At 74.2% G+C, this 16,928-nt stretch carries 8 protein-coding genes and 1 pseudogene; 3 read left to right on the forward strand and 6 right to left on the reverse strand.

What is annotated here, in order from left to right:
• Positions 1–60: 60 nt before the first annotated feature.
• Positions 61–1,374 (forward strand): YihY/virulence factor BrkB family protein, encoded by a 1,314-nt coding sequence (locus FRAAL_RS24755; protein WP_050997445.1) that lies wholly within the window; start codon positions 61–63, stop codon positions 1,372–1,374.
• On the opposite strand, the gene FRAAL_RS24760 is transcribed toward FRAAL_RS24755, so the two are convergent.
• Entirely contained in the window at positions 1,368–2,936 is a 1,569-nt protein-coding gene (locus FRAAL_RS24760; RefSeq protein ID WP_041939748.1) for an LCP family protein, read from the reverse strand. The two genes, FRAAL_RS24755 and FRAAL_RS24760, sit on opposite strands and share 7 nt — an antisense overlap.
• A 1,455-nt stretch (positions 2,937–4,391) precedes the next feature.
• Here FRAAL_RS24760 and FRAAL_RS24765 point away from each other — a divergent pair.
• Positions 4,392–5,795, forward strand: coding sequence for an aminopeptidase P family protein (locus FRAAL_RS24765; protein ID WP_041940979.1), 1,404 nt, complete (start codon positions 4,392–4,394; stop codon positions 5,793–5,795).
• 220 nt (positions 5,796–6,015) lie between these two features.
• On the opposite strand, the gene FRAAL_RS24770 is transcribed toward FRAAL_RS24765, so the two are convergent.
• Positions 6,016–6,357, reverse strand: a complete 342-nt coding sequence (locus tag FRAAL_RS24770) for a histone-like nucleoid-structuring protein Lsr2 (protein ID WP_011606763.1) — start codon at positions 6,355–6,357, stop codon at positions 6,016–6,018.
• A gap of 437 nt (positions 6,358–6,794) precedes the next feature.
• On the opposite strand from FRAAL_RS24770, the gene FRAAL_RS24775 reads away from it, so the two are divergent.
• Positions 6,795–7,487 carry a hypothetical protein gene (locus FRAAL_RS24775; protein ID WP_231861340.1) on the forward strand — a complete coding sequence of 231 codons (693 nt, stop codon included), beginning with the start codon at positions 6,795–6,797 and terminating at the stop codon, positions 7,485–7,487.
• A 749-nt stretch (positions 7,488–8,236) separates the two neighbouring features.
• On the opposite strand, the pseudogene FRAAL_RS24780 reads toward FRAAL_RS24775, so the two are convergent.
• From FRAAL_RS24780 to FRAAL_RS24795, 4 genes and pseudogenes are all read right to left on the reverse strand, one after another.
• Positions 8,237–8,785 (reverse strand): annotated as a pseudogene (locus FRAAL_RS24780) (ABC transporter ATP-binding protein); the annotation flags it as partial.
• A 94-nt stretch (positions 8,786–8,879) separates the two neighbouring features.
• Positions 8,880–12,899, reverse strand: coding sequence for a SpoIIE family protein phosphatase (locus tag FRAAL_RS24785; RefSeq protein ID WP_063822663.1), 4,020 nt, complete (start codon positions 12,897–12,899; stop codon positions 8,880–8,882).
• A complete protein-coding gene (locus FRAAL_RS24790) occupies positions 12,896–15,541 on the reverse strand; it encodes a bifunctional acetate--CoA ligase family protein/GNAT family N-acetyltransferase (RefSeq protein WP_011606767.1) in 2,646 nt (881 codons plus the stop codon). Before FRAAL_RS24790 ends, FRAAL_RS24785 begins: the two co-directional genes overlap by 4 nt.
• Positions 15,538–16,806, reverse strand: coding sequence for an acetoin utilization protein AcuC (locus tag FRAAL_RS24795; protein WP_011606768.1), 1,269 nt, complete (start codon positions 16,804–16,806; stop codon positions 15,538–15,540). Before FRAAL_RS24795 ends, FRAAL_RS24790 begins: the two co-directional genes overlap by 4 nt.
• Between the last annotated feature and the right edge of the window lie 122 nt (positions 16,807–16,928).

The following is a 16,928-nucleotide window of genomic DNA, read 5'->3' on the forward strand; positions in this document are numbered from 1 at the left end:
GCGTGGGCGCCGTTGACCTCCCTGCTCTCCACCAGGCCATACGGTGGGGCCGTGTCCGCCATGGGGAAGGAGGCGTCCACCCCCGTGGCTCCCAGCCCGGTGCGGGGCCGCTGGTCGGTGCTGCTGCGCCGGGCCGTCCTCGAGGCCAATCCGGAACTGGTCGCCCACGCCCGGGAGCGCCGCACGGTGGCCCAGGCGAAGGTGCGGCGCAGCGCGATGTTCCGTCGTCTTGACCGCCAGCAGCGCCGGGTCCCCCGGGGGCCGTTGCGGCTGGCGCGCACGACGCTCGCCAACGCCTGGCGCCACCGGGTGCTGGGCCTGGCGGCGGAGGCAGGATTCTGGCAGTTGCTGTCCCTGCCCCCGTTGCTGCTGTCCCTGCTCGGCGCGCTCGGCTACGTCGCCGACGCCATCGGCGGGGACGCGCTCAGCAGCATCCGGGACAGCATCCTGCGCGGAGCCGGTGACCTGCTGACCGAGTCGGTGGTCGACGACGCGGTCCGGCCCACCGTGGACGAGATCCTCTCCCGCGGCCGGCCGGATGTGATCTCCATCGGCTTCGTGCTGTCGCTGTGGACCGGTTCGACGGCGATGGCGACCTTCGTCAACACCATCACCATCGCCTACGGCCAACGTGACCGGCGTTCTGCGGTGCGTAGCCGACTGGTGGCGCTGGGGCTTTTCCTCGCGCAGGTCACCAGCGGCGTGATCATCCTGCCGGCGCTGATCCTCGGACCCGGGCTGATCTCCCGCATTCTCGACGCCGACCAGCACCCGTCGGTCGACCATCTGCTGACCCTGCTGTTCTGGCCGGTCGTCGGGCTGGTCGCGCTCACGATGCTGACCTCGCTTTACCACCTCTCCCTGCCAGTGCGCAGGCCCTGGTGGCGGGCGCTTCCGGGGGCGACCCTGGCGCTGGTGTGCTGGCTGGTCGGCAGCGACGTGCTGCGGCTGTACCTGGAGATCGTGTTCAGCCACGAGCTGGTCTACGGCTCGCTGGGTGCACCCGTGGCCGCGCTGCTGTTCTTCTACATCACCGCGCTGGCGGTACTGCTGGGCGCCGAACTCAACGCGGCGCTGGACGAGCAGTCCTCGCAGCGGCGGAAGAGGCGGGACGGCGGCCCCGCCACCGACGACACCCCGCCTCCCCCCGCCAGCCCACCCGCTGCCGACGCTCAGCCCGCCGATGGTCAGCACGCTGACGCTCAGTCGGGCGGCGGTCAGTCCACCGGCGGCTCGCCCCCCGGCGACGGTCCGTACTCGGTCGACGGGCAGGCCGATCCGCCCGGCCCCGGCGGCGTCTCGTTCGACCGTTGCGCCGTCGACGACATCCCCACCGCGCCGACGACCGCGCTGTGGCCAGGGGCTGCTCAGTAGGTGCAGGAGACGCCCGCCGGGGCGGCGGCCGCAGTCGGCTGTGCGCCGGCCGGGGCGCCGTCGCCCGCGGCCACGGCCGCCGGGCGGGACCAGGACACCGCGACGGCCCTAGTGGTGGCCGGACCGGCAGGCAACGCGCCCGCCGGGCTCGCCGTGGCGGCGCGACCACCGAAGGGCTTCAGAAAGGCACCGAGCTGGTCGGGATCGGGCACCAGCACGCTCTGCCCGGCACGTTGACCGGCCGCGGCCGGCACCGTGGCGAACGCAACCCCCCCGGAGCCGACGGACTGCATGCGGACCGCCAGCAGGCGCAGATCGGCCAGTGAGGTGCCGTCGTCGAGGGTGATCGCGGAAGTCGCGGCGTCGACCACATTGATCAGCTTCGCTGGATTGAGCAGCGTGTCGGTCGAGGCGATCCGTTGGAAGACGACCCCCAGGAACTGCTGCTGGCGGCGGATCCGGTCGATGTCGCTCTCCGGCAGACCGTAGCGCTGGCGGACGAAGGCGAGGGCCTGCGCGCCGGTGAGCCGGTTCTCCCCCACCTGGCCGGAGAACCCCGAGTAGTGGTCGTGCAGGTTGTCGAAGCCGCGCGCCTTCAGCTCGGCCGGCAGCTCCCTGATGCAGACGGTGACTCCGCCGAGCGCGTCGGTCATCCCCTGGAAGCCGACGAAGTCGATCTGGACGTAGTGGTCGACGCGGATCCCGGTGAGACCCTCGATGGTCGCGACCAGCAGGGACGGGCCCCCGTAGGAGAAGGCCGAGTTCAGCTTGGAGCGCTGAGCCGCATGCTGGGTGCCCCGCGCATCGGTGTAGGCCGGGATCCGCACCCACAGGTCACGCGGGAAGGAGATCAGGGTCGTCGACCCGTTGCCGTCGAGGTGGGCGAGGATCGTGGTGTCCGACCGCTGCCCCTCGGCCACCCCGAACTCGCCGTTGGTCCCCGCCCGGGTGTCGGATCCGACCAGCAGGATGTTCTGCGTCCCGCCGGCGGCCGACGCCGGCCGGTCCACGCCGGCGGAGAAGGTCAGGGGGGTGTGTCGGACCCTGCCGTCGTAGTGTCGCAACACGGCCCAGCCGCTGGTGGCCAGCACGAGCACGACCGCCGCCAGCACCGCCGCGACCGCCGTGACGCCGCGGCGGATCGAGCTGCGGCGCGGCCCGGGTTCGCCGGTCTCGGGCAGGTCCGGCCGGGTGGGGCCGGGCGGCGCGGCAACCCGACGGCCGGCGTGCGGCGCTGCGCGGCCGGCCCGAGGATCACGCTCGGTGTAGGGATCACGTCCCGCTCCGGGATCGCCGTACGGATCGCCGTAGGGATCGCGGGAGCCGCCGCCCGCGCCGGGCTGGGCCCGCGGACGAGCCGGACGATCCACCGCGGGTGGAGGCGACCCGGCGTCGCGGCGCGGCCACTGCCCCGCGGGCCAGTTCTCCTCGGACGCGGGCCGGGGGGCATCGCGTCGAGGGACATCGCGTCGAGGGACATCGCGTCGCCGGCCGTCATCCTCTCCCCCGCGGCGTTCCTCGGGCGGCCCGTGCCGTTCCGGCCGATCCGGAGGCCAGGTCATGGCCGCCTCCCCCTCCCTCATGCACCGGGAGCAGATCTCCCGCGCCGGTGACACCGTCGGTGTTCCGGGCATCCGTTCCAGGCGGGCCGCCCCGCCAGTGTCGCGCGCCTCACGCCCGCCGACGCGACCGCCGTCCGCATCCGACAGCCCGGCGATGCGCCCGGCGGGGGCAGGACGCCGAGCGGGCCGACCTCGCCGAGCCCGCCGTTCACACCGAGCCGGCGGCCGCCGAACCACCGGGCCGCCGGCGCCGGCCGGCCCGCGATCGACGCGGTGCCGTCGATCGCGGCGGCAGGCCGCGAGCCGACGAACGGAACACTCCGGGACAGCCTCTCACCGATCCCGTGCTGTGGTGCACCCTCGCCGTCCTCGGCCGCTGTCGGATGGGCGACCGGCCATGCCGGCTACCGCGAGTCCGACGACCGCGGTCCGACGCGCCCGATCCGACGAGCCCAGTCCGACGAGCCCGGTCCGACGACGGCGGGACGAGTCCGACGAACGCTCGGCGTGCGGTGCCGACTCGCAAATCCATGGGCGAGGCCGTCGAACCGCAATTGCGGGCCTGTGTCGACGATCGGGCCGACAATGCTGACCTCGCCCGGATGTGAGGTCACTGACAGCACCCTCGTGGCGTCACCCTCGTCGACTCGGATGTCGGGGCTCGGCGGGGGCCGCCCGAGCCTGCCCCGGCAGGCGGATGAACGCGTGGATATCGGACCAGGATTGGCGGGGACCGACGACGTCCGCACCCGGACCGATCCTCCCTCGGACACACCGCCCCGGGCCCTTACCCGGGGTCCGGCACCCCCGTCAACGGACAGCGACAGAAAGTTACGTAACGGCACATTGGGCGGATCTCGCACAACCGGTTGCTTGCTCGCGTTAACCCGTTCGAAGTGGGAAGGCCAGCCCTTGGGTAACCCACCGATGCCGCCGGGCACGGCCGGCATGCTCCCTCGACCACGCCGATCGGATGACGGCATGCGTGAGTACCCGATCGCCGAGCGGCGGATCGGCTCGGGCGCCATCCGGATCTCACTTCATCCGGACGATCGGCGTACCGAAAATCCGGCTCCGATCGCGGCGAGATGTCCACCGCGGTCCCGATGGACGATGGACCGGTTCAGCACTACCCACCGGCGCTCGACCCGGCCTACCGTTAACGGTATGAGTGCCCAGTCCCACCAAAGCACACCTCCAACGGCCGGCACGGGGGTACCCGAGGGAGCCCCGGCGGAGCGTGACCAGAACGTCATCACAGCCGACGAAGCGGACGTTGTCCGCCCCCGCACCGATGTACCCGGGGTGGCGACGGATTCCACCGGCGCGGAGTCGGATTCGGCGCCGGCGGCCGCCGGGGCCGGCGAGTCGACGGTCGAACCGACGGCGTCTTCCGGCCGCGAACCCGGCCAGGCCAACCACGATGAGGAACCGCACGCGGCGTTCCGGCGGTTTATGGCAACCGGCTGGGCGCCCATTGACGACGCTGCGCCATCCCGCGATGACTGTGCACCCTACACCGCGAAACGCCGCGCCTTGTTGGGCTCACGGTTCCCGACCGATGCCCTCGTGGTGCCCAGCGGCGGCCTGCGGGTACGGGCAAACGACACGGATTTTCCGTTCCGTCCGGGAAGTGACTTCTTCTGGTTGACAGGCTGTCATGAACCCGATGCGGTGCTGGTTCTGCTACCCAACGCGGCCGGTGAGCACGATGCCACGCTGTATCTCGCCGGCCGCTCGGACCGGTCCAGCTCGGCGTTCTACACCGACCGCCGATACGGGGAACTCTGGGTCGGTCCCCGGCCGGGGGTTCGCGAGACAGCCGCGGCCCTGGAGATCGAGTGCCGGCCGCTGACCGATCTGCCGGGCGCGCTGGCCCGGCTGGCCCCGGGAAACACCAGGACGCTGCGGGGAATCGATCCGCTGGTCGACCGCTCGGTGCTGCGGTGGTCGGACGACAGATCGGGCGACGACCGCGATGTGGTCCTCGCGCAGGCCCTTTCCGAGCTCCGGCTGGTCAAGGACGACTTCGAGATCGCCCGGTTGGACGAGGCGGTCGCGGCGACGGCGCGAGGCTTCACCGAGTGCGTGGGGGAAATCGGCCGCGCGATGGAGCTGCCCAACGGGGAACGCTGGTTGGAGGGCACCTTCTGGCGGCGTGCCCGGGTCGACGGCAACGACGTCGGCTACGGCTCCATCGTCGCCTGCGGACACCATGCGACCACCCTGCACTGGGTGCGCGACGACGGACCGGTGCGCGCCGGTGATCTGGCCCTGCTGGACATGGGCGTGGAGGGCAGATCGCTCTACACCGCCGACGTCACCCGCACGCTGCCGATCACCGGCCGATTCACGGACCTGCAGCGCCAGGTATACGACGTGGTTCTGCGCGCGCAACAGGCCGGCATCGACGCGGTCCGCCCGGGAGCCTCGTTCCTGGCTCCACACCGAGCGGCGATGCAGGTCATCGCCACCGCGCTGGCGGACTGGGGGCTGCTGCCGGACGGAGCCCAGGCATCGCTGTCGGAGGACCCGCACGCGCCGGGCGCCGGGATCCACCGCCGATACACGTTGCACGCCACGTCGCACATGCTCGGGCTGGACGTGCACGACTGCGCCCAGGCGCGGGACGAGACCTACCGGGATGCGGCGCTGGAGCCGGGGATGGTGCTGACGGTCGAACCGGGTCTGTACTTCCAGCCCGACGACCTCACCGTTCCGCCCGAGCTGCGCGGCATCGGGGTCCGGATAGAAGATGACATCCTGGTCACCGGGCAGGGATGGCGCAACATGTCCGCCGGGCTTCCGCGAACCTCGGAAGACGTCGAAAACTGGATGGGCCGCCATCTGCCCAACTGACGGAACGAACAGAGCCGACGACAGCGCGCGTCGGCTCTGAGGTCAAACGTTCCTGCCACACCGGCCAGGCCGGTGTGGCAGGAACCTGCCCTGGCAAAACCTGATCAGCAGGTCTTCGGGCAGCGGGGCCTGCGGCCCGCGGCCGAATACCGCGGGCACGACGGGTACTACTGGGTCCACCGCTTCGAGTCTCGACCCGGAAAAGTCGTCAAGACCAGGATCAGTGGGCCTTGTCGTACGCCTCGACGATGTTGGAGGCGATACGGCCACGGTCACTCACCGTGTATCCGTTGCTGCGCGCCCACTCGCGAATGTCGGCGGTGCGGTCGGTTCCGCCGGTACGCCGCGAAGCGGTACGCACGCCACGGCGGCTGCCCGCCGCACGGCCGCCGGAACGGCGGGCCGCGGTCACGAACGGGGCCAGCGACTCACGCAACTTCGTCGCGTTCTTCTCCGACAGGTCGATCTCATACTGCGCACCGTCGAGGCCGAAGCGGACAGTCTCGTCGGCCTCTTCTCCACTGAGATCGTCAATCAACGAGACGATGGTCTTCTGGGCCATGCCACACTCCTTCAGGTCAGCGGACCGCAGAACTCACGCGTCTAGTATTACCACGAGAACACCGGGAACTGTCACGCCTGGTTCGGCGGACTCGCAGACTTGGGGCCGCCGAACACGAAGACACCGGTCTAGGCACGCTGGTGAGGCTGTCGGAGTGCGGAACCCAAAGACTGTGGCCAAGCTCGGCATGATAGAGGCGATCATGTTCTGCGAATCACACCTTCCGAGCCGAAACGCCGGCCGCAAGCGGACAGTTGGGCCGCCGTCGGCCGGGCGGCGACCATGTCCGCCGACCTTGGGACACCGATCGTGTTCGTCTACCGACTCCGGGGCCGATTGCCGGGCAATCGGCCGGCATCAGCCGGCGGGTGCTTTGGGGTGCTGGCGCCGCGAGCGGAACCGACCGGTACGAATGCCAAAGGGGATCGTGGCGGCGGATGAGTACGCCTGATTCCGGCGCCGACCCTATGGCTCGGCGCACGGACGAGTACCCACGGACGTGGGTGGTGGACGGTGCCAACGTCATTGGGTCCCGGCCCGACGGCTGGTGGCGCGACCGTCCGGGCGCTGCCCGGCGCCTGCTCGCCGATATTTCGGCCTGGATCGCCGGGTCCGACGGGCACGTCGGATCGCAGCGGTCAGCGGAATGGCCGACGGGGATCGTGGTCGTTCTGGAAGGGGCGGCCCGGGCCGGGGTTCCCGCCGCGGGGGTGGTCGTCGGGCCGACTCCGGCGAAGCCCCTGGCTCCCGACGCCCACTCCGCCGGGAACGGCGGCCGGCGCACGGGGAAGGGCGAGCACTCCGCCGAGAACGGCGATCGCGTGAGGAAGGTCCGCCGCTCCCTCCCGGACGGCGACGGCAATTCCGGGAACAGCACCGATCCATCGGACGCGACGATCAACGACGGTGCCGGCGACGACGGTGCCGGCGACGACGGTGCCGGCGCCACACCCACGCTCACAGTCGTCCACGCCCCCGGAAGCGGCGATGACGCGATCGTCGATGCCACCCGCGAGGCCGGCCCCGGCGTCGTCGTGATCACCTCGGACCGCGGTCTGGCCGCCCGCGTCCGAGCCCTCGGCGCCGAGGTGCGCGGCGCCGGGTGGCTGCGGGACCGGCTTCGGCGCTGAAGGCGCCCGCCGCCACCCGGCCGCGCCCGGCCCCGCCCGGCGGGCGGCCCCGCCCGGCGGGCTCACTGCCCGACAGCTCCCGGCCGGGGCCCGCGCGGCATACCCCTTCCGGGGCTCTCAACGCGCGTTCGGGGCCAGGGGGGTGCTGTGGGAGAAAAAAGACCCGGCCCTCGCGTCAACACGATTCTGGCGCCTTCTGAGGGCCTCGCGTCGCCCGGGCGCATCAGGCCGCGCCGCGGCAACCACGCAACACCTGGGGTACCTGCCGGCCGATACGCCTGCGCGGCTCACCCAGGCGGTGGTCCGCCGGCGCGATGCCGGCCGCGTCGAACCCCGGCTCCCTCCTTCACGCCCGGCACCCTCCGATCCGCCAGACGGTCCCTGAGACCCGTGGCGCGGCCGGCCAGCTCAGCAGAGCCGGGCGAAGCAGAGGGGCGAAGCGGAGCCAGCCGGGCCGGCGGGCGGGCGCAGGCTCAGACGGCCACGGACACCGGTCGCCGCGGCGGCGGGCCGGCGGCCAGACGGGCGGCGTAACGCCCGGCCGTGACGCTCACGTCGAGGGGAATGCCGAAGCAGTCGGACAACCGGGATGCGGTGAGCACCTCGGCCGCCCGACCCGCCGCCCGCACCTGGCCGCCGCGCACCAGCAGGGCGTGGGTGACGCCCACCGGGATCTCCTCGACGTGATGGCTCACGAGGACGCTGACGGGCGCCGACGGGTCGGCGGCGAAACGGGTCAGCCGGCGCAGCAGTGCCTCCCGGGCCCCGAGATCAAGCCCGGAGGCGGGCTCGTCGAGCAGGAGCAGCTCCGGGTCACTCATGAGCGACCGGGCGATCAGCACGCGCTTGCGCTCGCCCTCGGAGAGCGTTCCGAAGCGCCGGTCCCGCAGCTCCCGGCAGCCGAACTGGGCCAGCAGGCCGGCAGCACGGGCGAGGTCGACGTCGTCGTACGGCTCGTCGCCGCGCCCGAGCACCGACCAGCCGGCGGTGACCACGGCATCGAGCACCCGCTCGTCCGGGGGCGGCGTCTCGACCAGCGCCGGGCTGACGACGCCGACCCGGTAGCGCAGCTCGAGAAGGTTCACCGTGCCCAGCCGATGACCGAACAGGTCGACCGCGCCCGAGGTCGGGAACAGCCGGCCCGAGGCCACCTGCAGGAGGGTCGTCTTTCCCGCGCCGTTGGGGCCGAGGACGACCCATCGTTGACCGGGAAGCACCTCCCAGGAAACATTTCGCAGAAGGTACGACCCATCCCGCACGACATTGACGTTGTCGAGCCGCAGCACCGCGTCCGGCATGCCGCTCACGTTACGCGAGCGGTGCCCGCCCGGCGGAGTCGGGACGGCCCGACCCCACCACACTCGCCCCGTGCCGCCCGCGCGGGCGAGCCGATCACGGCGCGCCCGGATCGGCGGGGACCGACTCCACCAGATCGACCTCCGCCCAGACCACCTTGCCGTCGGGGATCGGACGGAAGCCGTGCCGCACGGCGAGCCGGGAAACCAGGTCGAGCCCGCGCCCGGCCTCGTCGTCCGGCGCTGCGTGCCGGCGCCGGGGCAGCCGGCCGCCACCGTCGGCGACCTCGACGACGGCCCGGTCGCCGAGCCGCCGCAGCCGCACGGACAGCGGCGGGCGGCCGTGGCGCACGGCGTTGCTCGTCAGCTCGGACAGGACCAGGACGACGGTGTCGATGATCTCGACCGGCAGGTTGGCGTTCTCCAGCGCGAGCCGGCACTGTGCCCGCGCCGCCCGCAGCCCGGACGGCCCGTCGACGGTGACGTCGAGCAGCGTGGGCCCGGCGGTCGGTTCGTCGGGCAGGCGGGCGAGCAGCAACGCCACGGCGTCGTCGGCGGGTGCCGGCTGGTTGTCGCGGCCGAGGCCCGCGCAGGCGGCGCTCGCCAGCGCGTCGAGGTTGTCGTCGGACGCGTCGCTGGTGCGGGCCAGGACGGCCGCGAGGTCCGAGACGCCGGCGTCGACGTCCCGGCCACCCCCGCGGACCAGGCCCTCGGTGAACAGGGCGATGAGGTAGCCCCGGCCCAGACGGACGGTGTACTCGGTGGCGTCGGTGTGCCCCGACGGATCCCGGAGGACGTCGCCGAGCGGGGAGCCGACCGCCATGTAGAGCCGCGAGACGAGGCCGTCCGGGGCGACCACGAGGGGCGGCGGATGGCCGGCGCTGGCCAGGGTCAGCACGCCCGTGTCGAGCTCGGCGATCGCGTAGATGCAGGTCGCGATCTCGTGTCCGGGCATGTCCGCGACGACGCCGTCGAGCAGCGCCAGCACCTCGCCGGGTGGCAGATCGAGCCGGGCGCAGGCCCGCGCGGCGGCGCGTAGCTGCCCCATCACGGCGCTCGTGCGCAACCCCCGGCCCCGGACGCCGCCGATCACCAGGGCAGCCCGGCCCGCCCCGAGGTCGATCACGTCGAACCACTCGCCGCCGGCGTCCCCCTCGGCCCCGGCGGGCAGGTAGCGCGAGGCCACCTGCAACCCCCGGGGCACCACCGGCGCCGCGCCGCGCAGGGTCTCGTGCAGCTCGTCGGCGCCGCTGCGCGCGCTGTGCTCGCGGTCGATGCGCTCCAGGGCGACCCCGGCGCGGGCGGCGAGCTCGGTCAGGAAGGCCAGGTCGGCCTCGGTGAACGGGGCCCGGTCACCGACGGCGGTCAGGCTGAGCACGGCCGCGACCCGGCCGGCCAGCACCACGGGTAGCACGGCCGTCGTGTGGGCACCGGCCTGCCGGATCCAGCGCGCGATGTCGGACGGCGGCTCCCAGCCGTCCGCGGCGTGGCTGACGATCTCCCCGACCCCCCGGGCCGCGACCTGGCTGACCGGGTTCGACGACGAGGCGAGCGCGGCGATCCAGGCGCCGGTCGAGGGCACGGCGCCGGTCGCGGCGGAACCGGCGAGGATCAGCGGCCGGAGCTGGGGAGTCGGCGGCGCCCCACCCGTCCGCCCGGCGCCGTCCGGCCCGGCCCCGGCGACCGGTTCAGTTCCAGCGACCGGTTCAGTTCCAGCGACCGGCGCAGATCCGGCGATCTGCCCGGACCCGCCGACCTGCCCGGATCCGCCGTCCCGCTCGGTTCCGGTGACCAGCGCGCCGTCGCCCGCCGCCGGGACCGCGGTGGGCGCGAGAGCCGGACGGGCCGCGACCAGGTGGACCGCGCACAGGTCCGCGATCTCCGCCACGATGAGCTCCGCGACGGCCCGCAGGGACGACTCCGGGTCCTCGGCCGCGGTCACGATCTCCGTGGCCCGGGTCAGCAGGCGCAGCCGCTGGTCGCTGCGCTGCCGGGCCGCACGCTCCTCCGCCGCCGCGGTGAGCGCCGCCTGAGCCCCCGCCGCCTCGGTCACGAGCCGCTCGTGCGCCCTGGCCCGTTCCAGCGCCCGTGCGCCGGCTGCGGCGATGCCAGCGAGGTAGGCCCGGTCGGCGGCGGTGAAGGTCCGCGGGGCCGGAAAGGCGAAGGTCACCACCCCGAAGGCCGAACCGTCGACGGCGACCAGCGGCAGCATGGCCCACGCCTGCTCACCCGCCGCCGCGGTGGCGTCGGCGAGACCGGACACCGGCCAGCGAGCGAGCAGCTCCTCCCGGTCGGCCAGGAACAGCGGTCGCGCTCCCCGCACCACCTCGGCCACCGGATGCACCGCTCCCAGCGCCACGTCCGGCCAGCGGCCGGGCCGCTGTGCCGGGTCCCCGCCGGGACGGGTGAATCGCAGCTCCTCGCGGCCGTCGTCGACCAGCGCGACCCCGCGCCCGGCCGCCCGCGCCGCCTGACCGCCGACGTCCAGGATCGCCGCGAGGACCTCGTCGACCGTGCTGGCCCGGGCCAGCGCGACGGAGTACAGCCCGCCGGACTCGGCCCGCTGCGCGGCCGCCTCGGCCTGTTCGACGGCCGCCTCGGCCCGCTGATCGGCATCGGCCCGCGCCGCCTCGGCGGCCCGCTCCCCGGTGAGGTCGCGGACGACGCCGAGCCACTCGGTCGGCCGGCCGTCCCGCGCCGGCCCGTTGCCGGCGGCGGCCTGGCCGCCGGCGGCATCCTCCGGGGGCCCGGACACGGGCAGCACTCGGGCGGTGACGACGCGCTCGGCGACCCCCACGCCGCTCGGCGCGGAGATCCGGAACTCGGCCTCGAAGGTCTCGCCGCGTTCGACCGCCCCCCGCCACAGCCGCGCGACCCGGTCCCGGTCGTCCGGATGCACCCCGGCCAGCCAGCCGCCGCCGGCCAGGGCCCCCGGTTGCTGGCCGGTGGCGGAACGCCAGCCGGGCAGGTCGACGTCGAGCGCGCCGTCCGCCGTCGCGTGGAACACGTCCAGGCCGGCGGCGTCGGCGAGCCCGCGGTAGCGCGCCTGTGCCCGCAGCCGCTCCCGATCGGCGATCTGCAGGCCGGTGACGTCCAACGCGACGAAGGACACCCCCACCGGACCAAGCTGCGGATCGCTCACCGGGAACCAGCTCGCCAGCCAGGTCAGCGGCGTCCCGGCCGGTCCCGCGACCCCCACCTCCAGATCCACCACGGGCTCGCCGGTACGCAGCACCCGGGCCAGCAGGGCGTCGAGTTCGGCATCGCTGTCACCGAGCACCTCGGACACGGTGCGGCCCAGATGGTCCCGGGCGGACCGGCGGTCCAACCGGGTGAGCGCGTCGTTGACACGTACGAACCGGCCGGCCCGGTCGAGCAGGGCGAGTCCGACGGGTGCCCGGACGAACAGGGCGTCCACCATCGCGTACGCCGCCACCGCGGGATCCACCCCGCCACCAGCACCAGCACCGCCACCACCACTGCCACCACCGCCACCCCCGGTCGGCGCCGGTGCCGGTGGCCCGCCGCGGGCAACGCTCAGCGGCCCGCGCTCCGGGGGGGCGTCCTCGGGGACTCGCCGCGGGCCGGTCCCGTCGATGACGTCGCGCGGCGTCGCATCACCGGCCGGCGGCCGATCGACCCGCGGGACCAGTGGCCATCCCGCGGGCAGCACGGGCAGGTCCCGGCCGGCGCCGCGCTCGGGGTCCTGGCCGGGCACGCGGGTCGGCCCCGTCGAGGCCGGCCCGGTGGTGATCGGCCTCGTCGAGATCGGCCCGGTGCTGGTCGGCCCGGTGGTGATCGGCCCCGTCGAGATCGGCCCGGTGCTGGTCGGCCCGGTGGTGATCGGCCCCGTCGAGATCGGCCCGGTGCTGGTCGGCCCGGTGCTGATCGGCCTCGCGCCGTCCGGACCGCTGCCGGCGGGACCTGTCGCCCCCGATTCGGGCGGCCGCTGCGCACCCCGCTCCGGGCCGTACATCGGCACCAGCTGCGCCTGCCCGGGTGTCCCCGCCCCGGGGGTGCTCATGGCCTCGATGGGCCCCCCGGAATCGGACTGCGGCACCCCGAAGGCGCCGGATGCGGGCCAGACGGGCGGCTGCCCGGAGTACGGCGACGTCATGGGAGACGATTGTGGACGGTGTGACCATGTTGTGCCGAACCGCCCCGGACGGGGGATCGGTCGACTACAGGCAGCGCCGGGGTCCAGAAACGCCGCGGTCCGGCGTCCGCCCGGGGGACGGACGGGCCGGCCACGACCTCCGCCGACAGCACGGTGACCCGCCCGGTCGACACGATGACCGGGTCAAGAGTGAGATGAACCACCTCGGGGACGTCGTCGGCGAGCCGGCCGACGCGCAGCACGAGATCCTCCAGCGCCGCGATGTCGACGGGAGTCGAACCGAGGTAGCCCAGCAGCAGCGGCGCCGCCCGCACCGAACGGACCAGCCGGGCGGCGTCGACGTCGGTCAGCGGCAGGATGTGGTGGGCCCGGTCGCCGAGCAGCTCCGTCGCCGGGCCCGACAGGCCGAAGGAGACCAGCGGGCCGTACTGCGGATGCTCCTCGGACCCGACGACCACCGACACCCCGACCGGCGCCATCCGCTGCACGACGATCGGCACCTCCGGCCCGAGCTGGGAGCGCAGCGACGTCCAGGCCGCGCTCACCGCCGCCGCGTCGGGCAGGTCGAGGCGCTGCCCGCGCAGGTCCGGCCGGTGCCGGTACGGGCGTGAACGGGCCTTGACGGCCACCGGGTACCCGAGCCGCTGCGCCGCCTCGACGGCGCGCCGCGGCGAGGTCACGAGCTCCGCCGGCTCCACCGTGATGCCGTAGCAGTCCAGCAGCGCGGCGGAGCGTTCCTCGGGCAGCCGACCGGTCAGGCCGGCGATGAGCGCGCGGGCCTCGTCGGTCCGCACGGCCGTCGCCGGCTCGGTGCCGGTCGGGCGGGACCGCCACTGCGCGTAGCCGACGACGCGACGCAGTGCCGTCACCGCGGCCTCCGGGGACGCGTAGGCCGGGATGCCGGCGAGCTCGCTCGGCATGTCGACGCCCTGCACGGAGGCCAGGATCGGCACGGTGATGCGCTCGGCCGCCTCGACGGCGCCGGCGGCGACCGGGCCCGACGACGAGGGCGGCAGCCGGGCCAGCGTCACGACGAGTGCGTCGGCCCGGTGCGCCGCGGCGAGCAGCGCGGCCGTGATCGCCGCCGAACCGCTGCCCGCGGGCAGCAGGACCTCCTCGGCGATCAGGCCGGCGGCGTCGGCGGCGTGCGCGGTGAGCCGGACCAGTGCCCGGGAGTCACCGATCACCGCGACCCGGTTTCCCGCGGGCAGCGGCTGCGAGGTGAGCAGCAGCGCGACGTCGAACGCCTGCGAGATGCGGTCCACGCCGATCACGCCGGCCTGCCGCAGCAGGGCGTCGTCGAGCGCGGAGCGGCCGGAGTAGACGGTCACGATCGGCTTGCGCCGGCCGAGACGGCGCGCCAGCCGGGCGAACTTGCGCGGGTTGCCGAACGTCTCCAGGTGCATGATCACCGCGTCGGTCTCCGGGTCCTCCTCCCAGTACTGGAGCAGGTCGTTGCCGCTGACGTCGGCCCGGTCCCCCGCCGAGACGAACACGGACAGCCCGACCCCCCGCGCGGCGGCCGCCGCCAGGATCGCCCCGCCGAACGGGCCGGACTGCGAGTAGCAGCCGACCCGCCCGGCCGGCGGCATCTTCGGCACCATCGACGCGTTCAGGCCGCCCGCCGGGTTCTGGATGCCCATGCTGGCCGGGCCCACGACGCGCATGCCGTCGGCTCGCGCCTCGGCGGCCAGGGCGGCGTCGGCGGCGTCGTCGCGCTGGTCGGTGAGCACGACCAGGCCCCACACGCCGGCCCGCCCGCAGGCGGCCACGACCCCGGGCACCTCGGCCGGCGGCACGCACACGACGGCCAGGTCGATCGGGCGGGGCACCTGTTCGATGCCGCTGTAGGCGCGGATCGAGGCGACCGCGGTGCCGGCCGCCGCGGCGGCCGGGTTCACCGGGTAGACCGGCCCGTCGAAGCCGCCGGTGAGCAGGTGGCGCAGCACCGAGTTGCCCACCGAGCCCGCGGCCCGCCCGGCGCCGATGACGGCGATCGACCGGGGATGCAGCAGCCGGCCGATGGAGGCCGCCTCCGCGCGGTGCTCGCGGGCGCGCATCACCGTCACCGACTTCTCGGTGGGGGTGATCTCGAACGACAGCCGGACGGCGCCGGAGTCCCAGGCCCGGGCGACGGTGTAACCGGCGTCGAGGAAGACACGGATCATCTGGCGGTTCTCGCCGAGCACGTCGGCGTCGAAGCGGCGGATCCCGCGGTCCCAGGCCGCGGCGGCGAGGTGCTCCAGCAGCACCGAGCCGAGACCCCGACCCTGCTGGGCGTCCTCCACGAGGAAGGCCACCTCCGCCTCGGTCGGCCGGGCCGCGGCCCCCTCCCAGTGCGCCACCGCGACGAGATCGTCCCCGATCATCGCGACGATGGCGCCGCGCAGCCGCTGGTCCACCACGGTCATCCGGTGGATGTCGGCGTCGCTCAGCGCCCGGCGGGCGGTGAAGAAGCGGAAGTAGATCGACTGGGGGGACAGCCGGGTCCAGAACGCCCGCAGCAACGGACCGTCGGTCGGCAGGATCGGCCGGATGTGGGCCGTGCCGCCGTCGGTGAGGATGACGTCGGCCTCCCACTCCGCCGGGTACGCCAGGGGCGTCCCGTCCCCGGCCGGGGAGGGCAGCGGCGCGGCGCTCACCGGTCCACGGTCGGGTCGAGACCGTGCAGGGGCAGCACCTCGCGCCGGGTGGCGGCGACCGCACGGTCCAGCGGGTCGTCGGGGTCGCCCTCGCCGGCGTCCCAGGGCCGGTACCGCACGCTCACCCCGTCGCCGAGGGTCCGGGGCATCCCCGCGGTGGCCCCGACGGAGTCGTGGCCGGTGGCGGCCCGCACCCGCTGCGGGGCCTCGACGCGCCACTGCGCCGGCAGCGCGGTACCCGGTTCGAGGGAGTGGTGGGCGGCGACGGCCAGCAACTGCGTCCACGCCCGCGGCACCACCGCGTCCAGCGCGTACCCGCCGCCGCCGCAGGCCAGCCAGCGGCCGTCGCACAGCTCGTGGGACAGCGCGTGCAACGCCTCGTAGGAGGCCCGCTGCCCGTCGACCGACAGCTCCAGATCGGCCAGCGGATCGAGGGTGTGGGTGTCGCAGCCGTGCTGGGTCACCAGCACCTGCGGCCGGAACGACCGCAGCAGCACCGGCACGACGCCGGAGAAGGCCCGCAGCCAGCCGGCGTCGCCGGTGAACGCGGGCAGCGCGACGTTCACGGCGCTGCCCGCGGCGCCGGGCGCGCCGACCTCGTCGGGGAAGCCGGTGCCGGGGAACAGCGTCCGCCCGGTCTGGTGCAGCGAGATCGTGAGCACCCGCGGGTCGTCGTAGAACGCCGTCTGCACCCCGTCGCCGTGGTGCACGTCCACGTCGACATAGGCGATCCGGCTCACCCCGGCGGCGAGCAGCCAGGCGATCGCGATCGCGGGATCGTTGTAGATGCAGAAGCCGCTGGCCATCCCCGGCATCGCGTGGTGCAGACCGCCGGCGATCGACACGGCGTGGCGCGCCGGTCCTCCCCACACCGCCCGGGCGGCCTCGAGCGTCCCGCCGGTGATCAGGGCGGCGGCCTCGTGCATCCGCTGGAAGACGGGATTGTCGGCGGTGCCGAGGCCGAACAGGGCCGCCATCCGGGCCCGGGTGGGGTCGGGCGCGGCGCGGACCGCGTTGAGGTACAGCGGATCGTGGACGAGTTCGATCAGCTCGTCGGGGGCCAGGGTCGGGGTGGCGATCCGCAGCCCCGGGGCGTCGAGCACGCCCAGACTCTCGGCGAGGTCCATCGTCAGGCCCAGCCGGACGGGGTGCAGCGGATGCTGCGGCCCGAAGTCGTAGCCGGCCATGGCCGGATCCCACGCCAGGATGGTGGGTTCGACCGCCGACGGCAGGGTGCCGCCGGACCGCTGTGTTCCGCCCGGCACCGTCACCCCTCGACGGTAGCCCGAACGGGTCCTGTGCCGGTAGCGGTGGTGACGGTCCCGACCGGCCACCGGCGGATCGAGGTTCGCCGTAGATCCGCGCGAAATGCCCTAGGGTCAGTGCC

It is taken from the genome of Frankia alni ACN14a (assembly GCF_000058485.1).
GTDB lineage: Bacteria > Actinomycetota > Actinomycetes > Frankiales > Frankiaceae > Frankia > Frankia alni.

Bases quoted from the DNA above. Each gene is read 5' to 3' on its own strand.
- FRAAL_RS24755 (WP_050997445.1), top strand. From the start codon at position 61: ATGGGGAAGGAGGCGTCCACCCCCGTGGCTCCCAGCCCGGTGCGGGGC.
- FRAAL_RS24760 (WP_041939748.1), bottom strand. From the start codon at position 2,936: ATGACCTGGCCTCCGGATCGGCCGGAACGGCACGGGCCGCCCGAGGAA.
- FRAAL_RS24765 (WP_041940979.1), top strand. From the start codon at position 4,392: ATGGCAACCGGCTGGGCGCCCATTGACGACGCTGCGCCATCCCGCGAT.
- FRAAL_RS24770 (WP_011606763.1), bottom strand. From the start codon at position 6,357: ATGGCCCAGAAGACCATCGTCTCGTTGATTGACGATCTCAGTGGAGAA.
- FRAAL_RS24775 (WP_231861340.1), top strand. From the start codon at position 6,795: ATGAGTACGCCTGATTCCGGCGCCGACCCTATGGCTCGGCGCACGGAC.
- FRAAL_RS24785 (WP_063822663.1), bottom strand. From the start codon at position 12,899: ATGACGTCGCCGTACTCCGGGCAGCCGCCCGTCTGGCCCGCATCCGGC.